The following is a 13096-nucleotide window of genomic DNA, read 5'->3' as shown; positions in this document are numbered from 1 at the left end:
CTTGAGCATGGCGGAAAAGATAACATGCTATCTATTAGGATGCGATAAATTCTTTTCCTTGGCGAAGCCCCCGTCGCCGAAACCGGAAGCCGGCCTCCATTGATCGCCCTACGGCCTTTTCTTGGCCGCCGCGACCGCGAGACCTCGCCATCCGGGCAAGCGTGAGGATCGACATGTCAGACCAAGATACCAACACATCCGGCGGCGTCTGGCTGCTCGTTCTTTTCGGCCTGGTGCTGATGATTATCGGCCTGCCGCTGCTCTATGGCGGCGTCCAGCTAATCGGTCTCGGCGGCTCCTGGTATTACGCGCTGGCCGGTGCCGGCATCATCGTCTCCGGTTTTCTCTACGCCTTGCGCCGGCGAGCAGGCTTCTGGCTCTACATCCTCGTCTTCCTCGCCACGGTTCCCTGGGCGTTCTGGGAAGTCGGGTTGAATTTCTGGCCTCTGGTGCCGCGGCTGGTCGCGCCCACAGTGCTGGCCGTGGTCGCCCTTCTGCTGGCGCCGCTGTTTCCGTCATCGCGCGGCGGCAAGCGCGGCCCCTTCGCCCTTGCCGGTGTTCTCGTGCTCGGCCTGGTCGCCACCACCGCCTATGCCTTCCAGCCGCATGGCGTGATCCACAACACGGTCGCGGCCACCGAAGCTCCGACGCCGGCCGCGGCAGCCTCCAGCACCGACTGGCGCCACTACGGCCGCACGCCGGCCGGCACGCGCTATGCGCCGATCGCTGAGATCACCAAGGACAACGTCAAGGATCTGAAGGTCGCCTGGACCTTCCGCACCGGCGATGTCCCGGCCAAGGGCGCCGAAGACCAGAACACGCCGCTGCAGGTCGGCGACACGGTCTACACCTGCTCCTCGAAAAACATCGTCAACGCACTCAACGCCGAGACCGGCGAGCCGCGCTGGAAGTTCGATCCGAAGGCCTCGGCGCCGCTGTGGCAACGCTGTCGCGGCGTGAGCTACTACGAGCCCACGGCCGCCGCGCCAGCGGCTGGTGCCACCGCGACCGCCTGCGCCGGGCGCATCGTCATGACCACCATCGACGCGCGGCTGATCGAGATCGATGCGAAGACCGGCCAACCCTGCGCGGATTTCGGCCAGGGCGGCACCGTCGACCTCAAGCAAGGCATGGGCGAGGTCAAGCCTGGCTTCTACTTCCAGACCTCGGCGCCGACCGTCATGCGCGATCTGGTCATGATCGGCGGCTGGGTCTGGGACAATGTCGAGACTGGCGAGCCCTCCGGCGCTGTTCGTGCGTTCAGCGCCAGGACCGGCGAGTTGGTCTGGGCCTGGGATCTCGGCAACCCTGATATCACCAAGCTGCCGCCGGAAGGCCAGAGCTACACGCGCGGCACGCCCAACGTCTGGTCGACGCCGAACTATGACGACGCGCTCGGCCTCGTCTATCTGCCGACCGGCAACGCCACGCCCGACTTCTTCGGCGCCGAACGCAGCAAGGCGGCGGAAGACTATACCGCTTCGGTCGTCGCGCTCGACATCGCCACCGGCCGCGAGCGCTGGAAATTCCAAACCGTGCATCACGATCTGTGGGACTACGACCTTCCCTCGCAGCCTGCTCTTTATGACGTGCCCGACGGCAAGGGCGGCAAGGTGCCGGCGCTGATCCAGGTGACCAAGCGCGGCCAGATCTTCATGCTCGATCGCCGCGACGGCAAGCCGATCGCCGAGGTGCAGGAAAAGCCGGTGCCGCAGGATGGCGGCGCCAAGGAGGATTTCCTGTCGCCGACCCAGCCCTATTCGGTCGGCATGCCTTCGATCGGCGACAAGCCGTTCACCGAGGCAAGCATGTGGGGCGCCACACCGCTCGACCAGCTCTATTGCCGCATCGGCTTCAAGAGGCTGCGCTACGAGGGCGAATTCACGCCTCCGGGCCTGACGCGCTCGCTGCAGTTTCCCGGCTATTATGGCGGCATGAACTGGGGCAGCGCCTCGATCGACGAGGCCAATGGCTATCTGATCGTCAACGATATCCGCATGCCGCAATTCGTCGAGCTGCTGCCGCGCGCCGTGGCCGACAATTATGGCCCGTCGGCCGCGCATGATGGTCTCGGCACCCAGCTCGGCACGCCCTATGGCGCGCTCAAGAACGGCTTCATGTCGCCTTTGGGTGTTCCCTGCCATCAGCCGCCCTATGGCACCATCAGCGCCATCGACCTGAAGTCGCGCCAGCTCGTCTGGCAGGTTCCCGCCGGCACGCTGCAGGATACAGGCCCGCTCGGCATGAAGACCGGCCTGCAGATCCCGGTCGGCATGCCGTCGCTCGGCGGTCCGGTGACCACGGCGGGCGGCCTCGTCTTCTACGCCGGCACGCAGGACTACTATCTGCGTGCCTTCGACGTCGCCACCGGCGAGGAACTCTGGAAGGGCCGCCTGCCGGTGGGGGCACAAGCGACGCCGATGACCTACACTTCGCCTGAAAGCGGCCGTCAGTTCGTCGTCGTCTCGGCGGGCGGCGCGCGCCAGTCACCTGATCGCGGCGACTACATTGTCGCCTATGCCTTGCCGAAGGCGCCGTGATCCCGGAAACCAGGGGGATCTCACTCCCGATCCGATCGGGGTCATCAAACGGGGCGCGCCAGCGCCCCGTTTCTTGTCTGCTCCTCGCTTTCTGCATTGCTGCATTGCAGCAATGGTGCTTGTGAACCGGGCATACCGTCGCGCAGTCTCAATTTGAACCGATTCAGTCTGGACGCCCCATGCCTTTGCCGATCCTTGCGCTTGCCATTGCGTCCTTCTGCATCGGCACCACCGAGTTCGTCATCATGGGCCTGCTGCCGGAGGTCGCCGCCGATCTCGGCGTGTCCATTCCTTCGGCGGGCCTGCTGGTCACCGGCTATGCGCTGGGCGTCGTCTTCGGCGCCCCGATCGTCGCGATGGCCACCGCGCATTTGCCGCGCAAGCCGGTGCTGGTCGGGCTGGCCGTGCTGTTCGTCGTCGGCAATCTGTTTTGTGCCATCTCGCCCAACTATTGGACGCTGATGGCCGCACGTGTCTTCACCGCCTTCGGCCATGGCGCCTTCTTCGGCATCGGCTCGGTCGTTGCCGCCAGCCTGGTGCCGCGCAACAAGCGCGCCAGTGCCATCGCGCTGATGTTCGCCGGGCTGACGCTGGCCAACATCCTTGGTGTTCCCGCCGGCACGGCACTAGGCGAAGCCCTCGGCTGGCGCGCCACCTTCCTCGCCGTCGTCGGCATCGGCCTGATCTCGGTGGCAGCCATTGCCTGGCTGGTGCCGTCCGACGTTGCCGAGCCGAGCGGTGGCGGCCTGCGCGGCGAGCTGCGCGTGCTGGGCAAGCTGCAGGTCTGGCTGGCGATGTTGATCGCGGCGCTGACCTCCGCAAGCCTGTTCACCGTCTTCACCTACATCAAGCCCTACCTCACCGACGTCTCCGGTCTGTCCACCTCTGCGGTCACCTGGGTGCTGCTGCTGTTCGGCGCCGGCATGACCATCGGCAACATCATCGGCGGCAGGCTGGCCGACTGGAAGCTGATGCCGACGGTGATCGGCACGCTGCTCGCGATGGCGCTGCTGCTGGTCGGCTTCATGCAGTTCGGCACTATCGCCAGCGTTGCCATCGGCATCGTCTTCCTGTGGGGCCTGCTGATCTTCGTCGTCGTACCGCCGCTGCAGATCCGCGTCGTCGAGGCGGCCTCCGAGGGGCCGAACCTCGCCGCCACGCTGAATCAGGGCGCCTTCAATGTCGGCAATGCCAGCGGCGCCTGGATCGGCGGAGTGGCCCTTTCCGCCGGTATTTCCTATGCCAATCTGCCGCTGGTCGGTGCGGTGATCGCCTTGTTGGCGGTCGCCGTCGCTGTGCTGTCGCAGGCGCTGGACCGGCGAGCGCCCGTCATCCCGCTTCAGGCTCCCGCAGAGTAACCGCTTGCGCCCATAGCGCGGCAGGCTGGACCAATCGACATCGGCGCGTTCAAATGGGCATGTCTTCTGGCTCTAGAGCAATCCCAGGAAGAGTGTGAAGCGGTTTTCCGTCCGGGATTGCGTCAAAACAAAGAGATAGAGCAGTTCGGCGTTTCCATGAAACGGCGAACTGCTCTAGATGGAGGAAGTCATGCAGAAATCGATCGAACGCATCGCCGGCGAAAGCGAAGGCGTTTCCTACGAATTCCCGCTGTTCCGCTTCGCGGGCACTGACAAGGTCGCCCCTTCGGCCTATCTGCAGGCAGCGCTCCACGCCGGCGAATTGCCGGGCGTCGTCGCCATCGACGCGCTGATGCCGATGCTGGCCAAGGCCGAAGCCGAAGGCCGCATCAAGGGCAATCTCACCATCGTGCCCTGGGCCAACCCGATCGGCCGGGCGCAATATCATTTCGGCGAGCATCAGGGCCGTTTTCATCTGGGCACGCGCACCAATTTCAACCGCGGCTTCCCGCTGCTCGCCGCGCCCGACACAGCACTCTTGCCCGACACCACCCTTGGCAGCGTCGACCAGCGTCTGAAGACCCGGCTGGTGCAGTTGTCGCTCGGCCATGACATCGTGCTCGACCTGCACTGCGACGACGAGGGTCTCGCCTATCTCTACGTCCACACCAGCCTGTGGCCGGCCATGGCCGATTGTGCCACCGCCATGGGCGTCGATGCGGTCGTGCTGTGGAGCGAGGACACCGCCGGCACGTTCGAGGGCGCCTCGATCATGCCCTACCAGAACGTTCCCGATGATGTGGCCAAACTCGACCGCCGCGTCGCCACCACGGTCGAATATCGCGGCATCCTCGATGTCGACGGCGCCCTGGCCGCCGCCGACGCCGAAGGCCTCTACAGGCTGCTGGTGGCGCGTGGCGTGATCACCGATACCACCCTGCACACCCCCGGTCCTTTCGCCGGCTTTGTGGCCCCGTTGGAAAACATCGACATGATGCCGTCGCCTCGGGCGGGTGCCGTGCTCTACGACGTGAAACCCGGCGACCGCGTCGCCAAGGGCGCGCGCCTCGCCACCATCGTCCATGCACCGGGTGAAACCGATGGCCGCACCGAAGTCTTCGCACCGCAGGACGGCATCATCCTGACCCGCCGCTCGCGCCGCATCATCCGCGCAGGCGAGGATCTTCTGAAGCTGGTTGGCGATAAGAAGAGCACCGATGCCCGGTCGGGGACGCTGGAGGACTGACCTAACCCGAAATAGCCTGCCGCGCCTTCGCCTCCAACCATTCCGCCATCTGCCGGTAAGGCACCGGGCCGTGACTGATGCGGGCGACACCCAGTTCCGCCAGCCGCTGGCGCGGCGGCACATGCGCCAGCGCAATGATGTTGACCGGCAATGCAACTGCACTGCAGAGCGTCTCGATGAGGCCCTCATCGCCAAGACCCGGCGCGAAGAAGCCGTGCGCGCCGGCTTCTTCGAAGGCCTGTGCGCGCTCGATGGCCTGGTCGAGCAGGACGTCATCATGCGCATCCGGTTTCGCCTTGAGGAAGATGTCGGTTCGAGCGTTGATGAACGCCGGTATGCCGGAAGCCTTGACGGCCGCCGCCGCGGCTTCGATGCGTTTTACCTGGACAGCAATGTCATGCAGGCCGCTGCCGCCAACAATCTGATCCTCGAAATTGAAACCAATGGCGCCGGCCCGCAGCGCCAGCGTTACCGTGCGAGCAACGATTTCCGGATCGACGCCGTAACCGCCCTCGAGGTCCATGGTCACCGGCAGGTCGACCGACCCGACGATGCGCTTGATGTTGTCAAGCGCCAGCTCCAGCGGGATTTTCTCGCCATCGGCGTAGCCGAACGCGGCAGCCACCGGCCAGCTTCCGGTGGCGATCGCCTTGGCGCCCGCCTTCTCGACGATCTTGGCCGAGCCCGGGTCCCAGGCATTGTAGAGGACGATCGGGTTTCCCTTGACGTGGAGGGAATGGAACGTCCGCGCGCGCTCGATCTGCTCGGTCATTGGCTTTTACCATCTTCCTGCTGTTGGATATACAATCTAGGCGGCACTGTCGGCTCTGGCGATGTGCCATGAGCCTGGGAAGCGGCGGCCAACGAAGAGACTTTCAAACCTGTTGCGCATCCTCCTTTTCGCAGCTATGGATTTCGCCATGAACATGCGTTCGACCAAGACCATTTGGTGGTGGGCCTGCTGACAGCGGCCTGTTCGAACACGTGCGCGTGAAAAGAGAGGGTGGCCGCAACGGAAAGTCCGGGCGGCCATTTGTTTTTTCCAAGCCATTCCCGGGTCCGTTGCCCCAAGAAGCTGATGGAGACGGCAATGACGATGAAGGTTCTGGAAAACGGGGCGGAAAGTTTCGTGACCGCGGGTGGCATCACCATCACCCGCGAGCGCCACGACCGGCCCTATGCGGGCGCGATCGACGCTTACGTCGACGGCTTGAATTCGCGCCGCGGTGCGGTGTTTTCCTCCAATTATGAATATCCCGGCCGCTACACGCGCTGGGACACCGCTATCATCGACCCACCGTTGGTCATCTCAGCACGTGGCCGTGCCATGCGCATCGAGGCGCTGAACGGCCGTGGCGAGGCGCTGTTGCCGGTCATCGGCAAGGCGCTCGCCAGCCTGGCCGATGTCGCCATCGCCGAGACATCGAAGAAACTCATCCGCCTCGACGTCGCCAAGCCCGGCCGTGTCTTCACCGAAGAAGAGCGCAGCCGCGTCCCTTCGGTGTTTACCGTGCTGCGCGCCATCACCGCTCTGTTCAAGACCGAGGAAGACGCCAATCTTGGTCTCTATGGCGCTTTCGGCTACGACCTCGCCTTCCAGTTCGACCCGGTCGACTACAAGCTCGAGCGCAAGCCAAACCAGCGCGACCTGGTGCTGTTCCTGCCCGACGAGATCCTGGTCGTCGACCATTATTCGGCCAAAGCCTGGACCGATCGCTACGACTACGCCGGCGACGGGTTTTCGACCGAGGGGCTGCCGCGCGACGAAATCGCCGAGCCGTTCAAGAGCCCCGACCGAATCCCGCCCCGCGGCGACCATGAACCGGGCGAATACGCCAATCTGGTGCGCAAGGCGATGGATTCGTTCAAGCGCGGCGACCTGTTCGAGGTGGTGCCCGGCCAGATGTTCTACGAGCGCTGCGAAACACAGCCATCCGAGATTTCGCGCAAGCTGAAGGCCATCAATCCCTCCCCCTATTCCTTCTTCATCAATCTGGGCGAAGGCGAATATCTGATCGGCGCCTCGCCGGAAATGTTCGTGCGCGTCAACGGCCGCCGCGTCGAGACCTGCCCGATCTCCGGCACCATCAAACGCGGCGACGATGCCATTTCCGACTCAGAGCAAATCCTGAAACTGCTCAACTCGAAGAAAGACGAATCCGAGCTGACCATGTGCTCGGACGTCGACCGCAACGACAAGTCCAGGGTCTGCGAGCCAGGTTCGGTGCGCGTCATCGGCCGCCGCCAGATCGAGATGTATTCACGCCTGATCCACACCGTCGACCACATCGAAGGCCGGCTGCGCGAAGGCATGGACGCCTTCGACGCCTTCCTGTCGCACGCCTGGGCGGTCACCGTCACCGGCGCGCCGAAACTGTGGGCCATGCGCTTCATCGAACAGAACGAGAAGAGCCCGCGCGCCTGGTATGGCGGCGCGATCGGCATGGTCAATTTCAACGGCGACATGAACACCGGCCTCACCTTGCGCACCATCCGCATCAAGGACGGCATTGCCGAAGTGCGCGCCGGCGCCACATTGCTCTTCGACAGCATTCCCGAGGAAGAAGAAGCCGAAACCGAACTGAAGGCATCCGCCATGCTCTCCGCCATTCGCGACGCCAAGACCGGCAATTCCGCCAGCACCGAGCGCACCACCGCGCGCGTCGGCGACGGCGTCAACATCCTGCTGGTCGACCACGAAGACTCGTTCGTCCACACGCTGGCCAATTATTTCCGCCAGACCGGCGCCAATGTCTCGACCGTGCGCACGCCGGTTCCCGAGGAGGTGTTCGACCGGCTGAAGCCCGACCTTGTCGTGCTGTCGCCCGGCCCCGGCACGCCGAAGGATTTCGACTGCGCCGCCACCATCAAGAAGGCACGTGCCCGCGACCTGCCGATCTTCGGCGTCTGCCTTGGCCTGCAGGCGCTGGCCGAAGCCTATGGCGGCGAACTCAGGCAGCTGCACATACCCATGCACGGCAAGCCGTCGCGTATCCGCGTTTCCAAGCCGGGCATCATCTTCTCCGGCCTGCCCAAGGAAGTCACCGTCGGCCGCTACCACTCGATCTTCGCCGATCCGGTGCGCCTGCCCGACGATTTCATCGTCACGGCCGAAACCGAGGACGGCGTCATCATGGCCTTCGAGCACCGCAAGGAGCCGATCGCCGCGGTGCAGTTCCACCCGGAATCGATCATGACGCTCGGCCACAATGCCGGCATGCGCATCATCGAGAACATCGTCGCCCACCTGCCGCGCAAGGCCAAGGAAAAGGCCGCCTGACGATCATGGCTGAAGCCGAGAACACGATGGCGATCACGGCCAAGGCGGCCGCGAAGCGCAAGGTTGCCAACCTCTCCTTCTGGTCGATCGTTGTCGCCTTTGTTGTGCTCGCTCTGAAACTTGCTGCCTGGTACGTCACCGGCTCTGTCGCGCTCTATTCGGACGCGCTGGAATCGATCGTCAACGTCATCGCCTCGGTCGCCGCCTTCTGGGCGATCCAGGTCAGCTACAAGCCGGCCGACCAGGATCACCCGTTCGGCCATCACAAGGCCGAGTATTTCTCGGCGGTGCTGGAAGGCGTGCTGATCGTGCTCGCCGCCCTTTTGATCCTCAACGAGGTCTGGCGCTCCTGGCAGACGCCGGCACCGCTCGAACAGCCCTGGAGCGGCCTTGCCGTCAACGGCGTTGCCACGGTCATCAACGCCTTCTGGGCCTGGACGCTGATCCGCGCCGGCAGGACCGAGAAATCGCCGGCGCTGGTCGCCGACGGCAACCACATCATGACCGACGTGGTGACCTCGATCGGCGTCTTCGGCGGCCTTGTCGGAGCGATCCTGACCGGCTGGCAGATCCTCGATCCGGCGCTTGCCGTCATCGTGGCGCTGAACATCCTGTGGCAGGGCTGGCACGTCATCGGTTCGTCCATGAATGGCCTGATGGACCGCGCCGTCGATACGGCAGAACACATGCGCATCCGCGACGTCATCTCGGCCAGTTGCAAGGGCGCGCTCGAGGTTCACGACCTCAAGACGCGCATCGCCGGCCGCGCCACCTTCATCGAATTCCATCTGGTCGTCGACGCCGACATGTCGGTCGGCGCCAGCCATGTCATCTGCGACCGCATCGAGGACGCGCTGAAAGCCGAAATCCCCTCGGTGCGCGTCACCATCCATGTCGAACCCGACGACGAGGCCAAGCTGCCCAAGGGCACGACGGCCGTGCCGTTCGCGTGAGGCGGGTTCACCAGGTCTCGATTGAGAGATCTTTGATCCGCTCGAATTCCCGGACATTGCGGGTCATCAGCGTAAGGTTCCGAGCGCGAGCCTGCCCGCCGATCAACGCATCGTAGGGACCGATCGGAGTTCCCAACGTCGCGAGCGTTGCCCGAATCTCTCCAGCATGTCTTGCGTCTTCTCGATCGAATTCGAGCACCGGGAACTGCAGAGCTTCGATGCGCGCCAAATTTTCAGCCCTTCGTTGGCTCTTTTCAGCACCATAGTATAGTTCGTGTGCGACGATCGCAGAGAGGGCAAAGTCCTGCGGCTTGTGCCGTTTCAGCAGCGCCAACAGCCCGGCGTCGCCCTTGATGACTGCGATGACGGCATTGGTGTCGAGCAGGTAGATCACTTGAAAACGTCATCCAAAGCAGGCCGATCCTGCCCGTCTTGACGTTCCAGCGCTGCCTCGGCGAAATCGTTGTCAAGCGGTCCGATCACTTGGTCAAGCCACGCCCAATCCTGCGCTAGCGGTTCCAAGATGACGGTTTGCCCGTGACGGCGGATCGAAACCTCGTCTGTTTCGAAACGGAACTCCTTGGGCAGACGTACAGCTTGTGACCGGCCCGACCAGAACACTTTTGCCTTGTCCATCATGCTATCCTCAAATGAGATATAGCAAAGATATATCCCTTCATGGCGACGCAGACAAGTCCGAGCTCAAGGCGCGCAGGCCGATTGCGACATTGGCTGCAGCCGATAGACCTTGTCGTCGGATTTCGTCTTGCCGTCGGCGGCCTTCGAACACAGATCGACGATGGCGAGTGCGCTGTTGGGATTGGCCAGCATCATGGTGCCGTCTACGCCACGCTTGAGGAAAATCTCCTTCTGCGCGATGTCGCAGGAGAAATCGCTCATCTTCGAGCTCGCCGCGCAGCGCCACTGGTCGGCCTCGCCCTGGCAGGAATAGGTCTGTGTCACCTTGGCCGATTTCTGCCGTGTGGTGACAGTAACGGCAATGTCGGCGCCGTCTGGCCAGTTGGCCGCATCGCCGCCCGAGGCGAAGGACGCCAGTTCCACCGGTCCGCGGAAAACCCGGATCGACTGGGTCAGTTGGTCGGGATGCGAACCGAGATGGGCTGCATCATAGTCGCGCCCGTAGCAGAAGGCCTGGTCCGGCTTCAGCCGCTCACGCAAGGGAGTTCCAAGAGCCGGATCGATCGGATCGATGCGCGCGAATTCGGCCTGGCATGTTGCGGCCGGCATCGGGTCGAGGCGGAAATTGTCGTCCTCGCTCCCCAGCGCCTGCCTGTCATATTCGGCTTCACCGAGTTCATCTTCCGATCCTGCGTCGAGATAAAGATCGGCCGAGACATCGGTGAGGATCAGACGCCCTTTGTCATCGAGCTTCAGCGAGGCCATGGTGCGGTCGCAGTCCATGCCGCAACGGATCGAACCGCTCTTTCCGTCCTCGGACTCGTGATTGCACCAGCCGCTGGCCCATTCCGGCGCCTTGGCGCCGCGCGCCGTGGTGGCGATAAAGCCGTTATAGGACGAGTCGGAGTTTGTCGGTGGCTCCTCGTTCGGGCGGCTGACCGGGTCGTGCCCATAGAGGAAGAAGATCCGCGCCACCTTCTGCTTCGGATGCGCCTTGAGGTGCGCGGCGTCATAGATCCGGCCGAAGCAGGCATCAGCCCCGTTCGGGCTGAGTTCGGTGAGCTTGAGCGCATCGTCGGCGAAGGCCGAACCGGCAAGCGCGCCAAGCAGCGCAACGCCAAACCCGGCGCCGGCGACTGTCTTCCATTCCCCTACCCTGAACGCCATGTGACCTCTCCTCTGCATCGACAGGACGTAACGTCAATTTATGCTAGTATTGCGGCTGGAGTCACGCAATTCGCGGCGAGCCGCCAAGCGGGGGAGGATGCCATGCGCCGGCGCGATATGTTCCGCGCGGTTCTTGCCGGAACCGGAACGCTTCTTGGTCTGCGGGCAGTGCAGGCAGCCGCCCCAGAGCCCGCCAGGCAAAAGGTCGCCTATCACTTGAGCGACGTCGACAAGGTCAATTTCGTGCTCGGCAACATCAAGAACCACTATGAAGGCACCGGCGGCAACGTCGACATCGTGCTGGTCGTGCATGGTCCGGCCTTGGCCGCCTTCAAGTCGAAAGGCATATCGGCCGCGATTTCCGGGCGCTTCGCCGGCCTGGTGCAGCAGGGGCTGGAACCGCACGCCTGCGCCAACACCATGCAAGGCATGGATATTTCGCTCGCCGACCTGCTCGCCGGTTTCCATGCCGCCGACAAGGGCGGCGTCGTCAAGCTCGCCGAACTGCAAGGCCAGGGCTACGCCTATCTGCGCCCCTGAGACTTGAACACCGGGGCGGCAAGGGCCTACGAAGGACAGGCTGAAATCCCGGAGGAAGAACCCGTGCCAGCCACCACACTCAGCATACCCGATCTTGCCGGCAAGGCAGTGCTGGTCACCGGTGCGTCGACCGGCATCGGGGCGGCGCTCGCGCTGGCCTATGCAGCGCAGAAATGCAAGGTGGCGCTGCACTACAATTCGAGTCAAGGCGCCGCCGAGAAACTCGGCATGACGATCGCCGACAAGGGCGGCGAGGTGTTTCTCGTCCAGGGCGATTTCTCCGTTGCCGCCGATGTCGAACGCGTCGTCGAGGACAGCGCGCAGTATTTCGGCCGCCTCGACGGGCTGGTCAACAATGCCGGCGGCATGCTTGGCCGCATCCCCTATGCCGAGCAGACCGAAGCGCATTACGACGCGGTGATGGACCTCAACGCCCGTTCGGTGCTGACCGCCTCGCGCAAGGCAATCCCGTGGCTGAGGAAACAGGGCGGCTTCATCGTCAACACCTCGTCGATCGCCGCGCGCAATGGTGCGGGCGGCGGAGCCGGGCTTTACGGCTCGGCCAAGGCCTTCGTCTCCAACGTGACGCGCGGCATGGCCAAGGAGCTGATCGGCTTCGGCATCCGCGTCAACGCGGTGGCGCCCGGCACCATTCTCACCCCGTTCCACGAGCGCTATTCGACCGACGAGCAGATGAAGGGCATGGTCGCCACCATTCCGCAGGGACGCGCCGGCACGGCGCAGGATTGCGTCGGCGCCTATCTGTTCCTCTCTTCCGATCTTCTGAGCGGCTACATCACCGGCCAGGTGATCGAGGTGAATGGCGGCCAGTTGATGCCTTGAGCGGCTGTCGGCATACTGGTGATCTGCATGTTCTTGTCGAAAACCTCAAAGGGAGACAACGGAATGTATGGACTGATCGGCAAGATGCGGGCGGCGCGCGGCCAGCGCGACGCGGTCATGGACGTCCTGCGCGCCAGTACAGGCGCCCTGCCGGGCTGCCTGAGCTACATCATCGCCCGCGACCCCGCGGATGCCGATGCGATCTGGGTCACCGAAGTATGGACCGACGCCGAAAGCCACAAAGCCTCGCTGCAGCTTCCCGAAGTCCAGGCGGTGATCGCCAAGGCGCGGCCGTTCATTGCCGGCTTTGAATTCCAGGTCGAGACCCACCCCGTCGGCGGCTTCGGCCTGGCCGACGGCAAAAGCGACTGAGGCGCGCAAGCATCCTTTTTCGACGCAGCGGGGTTCGCATCACCTCGCTTCGCGTCTAAGACCGAAACATGGATTCCTCGGCCGAGCAGCCTCCAGACCAGCCCGCCATCGAACGCATGGCGCGGATAGGCAAGCCTTGGCAATGGTTGGTCCTGCTC

General features: G+C 64.0%; 12 protein-coding genes. 8 read left to right on the top strand and 4 right to left on the bottom strand.

All coding sequences use genetic code 11. The features are described 5' to 3' along the window. The first annotated feature begins 173 nt into the window (after window positions 1-173). The 3 genes from EN993_RS21350 to EN993_RS21340 all read left to right on the top strand — a co-directional run bounded on the left by EN993_RS21350 (window position 174) and on the right by EN993_RS21340 (window position 5144). Window positions 174-2540 carry a membrane-bound PQQ-dependent dehydrogenase, glucose/quinate/shikimate family gene (locus EN993_RS21350; RefSeq protein ID WP_127264747.1) on the top strand — a complete coding sequence of 789 codons (2367 nt, stop codon included), beginning with the start codon at window positions 174-176 and terminating at the stop codon, window positions 2538-2540. 179 nt (window positions 2541-2719) lie between these two features. Beyond that, window positions 2720-3898 carry an MFS transporter gene (locus EN993_RS21345; RefSeq protein WP_127264746.1) on the top strand — a complete coding sequence of 393 codons (1179 nt, stop codon included), beginning with the start codon at window positions 2720-2722 and terminating at the stop codon, window positions 3896-3898. 190 nt (window positions 3899-4088) lie between these two features. Continuing rightward, on the top strand, window positions 4089-5144 hold the full coding sequence (locus EN993_RS21340) for a succinylglutamate desuccinylase/aspartoacylase family protein (protein WP_127264745.1): 1056 nt from the start codon (window positions 4089-4091) through the stop codon (window positions 5142-5144). Window position 5145: 1 nt separating this feature from the next. On the opposite strand, the gene EN993_RS21335 is transcribed toward EN993_RS21340, so the two are convergent. Next, a complete protein-coding gene (locus EN993_RS21335; RefSeq protein WP_127264744.1) occupies window positions 5146-5916 on the bottom strand; it encodes an isocitrate lyase/phosphoenolpyruvate mutase family protein in 771 nt (256 codons plus the stop codon). Between the two features lie 318 nt (window positions 5917-6234). On the opposite strand from EN993_RS21335, the gene EN993_RS21330 reads away from it, so the two are divergent. Together EN993_RS21330 and EN993_RS21325 are read left to right on the top strand one after the other, a co-directional pair. Next, window positions 6235-8424 carry an anthranilate synthase gene (locus EN993_RS21330; RefSeq protein WP_127264743.1) on the top strand — a complete coding sequence of 730 codons (2190 nt, stop codon included), beginning with the start codon at window positions 6235-6237 and terminating at the stop codon, window positions 8422-8424. A 5-nt stretch (window positions 8425-8429) separates the two neighbouring features. After that, complete coding sequence (locus EN993_RS21325) at window positions 8430-9377, top strand: cation diffusion facilitator family transporter (RefSeq protein WP_127264742.1); 948 nt, start codon at window positions 8430-8432, stop codon at window positions 9375-9377. 7 nt (window positions 9378-9384) lie between these two features. Here EN993_RS21325 and EN993_RS21320 read toward each other — a convergent pair whose 3' ends face one another. The 3 genes from EN993_RS21320 to EN993_RS21310 all read right to left on the bottom strand — a co-directional run bounded on the left by EN993_RS21320 (window position 9385) and on the right by EN993_RS21310 (window position 11183). Further along, window positions 9385-9771: a type II toxin-antitoxin system VapC family toxin gene (locus EN993_RS21320; protein WP_109659649.1), complete on the bottom strand. Its 387-nt coding sequence runs from the start codon at window positions 9769-9771 to the stop codon at window positions 9385-9387. Next, window positions 9768-10013 (bottom strand): type II toxin-antitoxin system VapB family antitoxin, encoded by a 246-nt coding sequence (vapB, locus tag EN993_RS21315; RefSeq protein ID WP_023760667.1) that lies wholly within the window; start codon window positions 10011-10013, stop codon window positions 9768-9770. The genes EN993_RS21320 and vapB overlap by 4 nt, the downstream gene beginning before the upstream one ends. Window positions 10014-10079: 66 nt before the next feature. Continuing rightward, entirely contained in the window at window positions 10080-11183 is a 1104-nt protein-coding gene (locus EN993_RS21310; RefSeq protein WP_127264741.1) for a hypothetical protein, read from the bottom strand. Between the two features lie 102 nt (window positions 11184-11285). Between EN993_RS21310 and EN993_RS21305 the strand changes: the two genes are divergently transcribed. From EN993_RS21305 to EN993_RS21295, 3 genes are all read left to right on the top strand, one after another. Beyond that, complete coding sequence (locus EN993_RS21305; RefSeq protein ID WP_127264740.1) at window positions 11286-11723, top strand: DsrE family protein; 438 nt, start codon at window positions 11286-11288, stop codon at window positions 11721-11723. Window positions 11724-11786: 63 nt separating this feature from the next. After that, the gene (locus EN993_RS21300; RefSeq protein ID WP_127264739.1) at window positions 11787-12566 is read left to right on the top strand and encodes an SDR family oxidoreductase; all 780 of its coding nucleotides are present in this window, start codon (window positions 11787-11789) and stop codon (window positions 12564-12566) included. Window positions 12567-12629: 63 nt separating this feature from the next. Further along, entirely contained in the window at window positions 12630-12938 is a 309-nt protein-coding gene (locus EN993_RS21295; RefSeq protein WP_109659643.1) for a putative quinol monooxygenase, read from the top strand. Window positions 12939-13096: the final 158 nt, after the last annotated feature.

Origin of the sequence: Mesorhizobium sp. M7D.F.Ca.US.004.01.2.1 (assembly GCF_003997785.1) — a bacterium.
GTDB classification, from domain to species: domain Bacteria; phylum Pseudomonadota; class Alphaproteobacteria; order Rhizobiales; family Rhizobiaceae; genus Mesorhizobium; species Mesorhizobium loti.
This window is presented reverse-complemented; position numbering and strand designations above follow the sequence as displayed.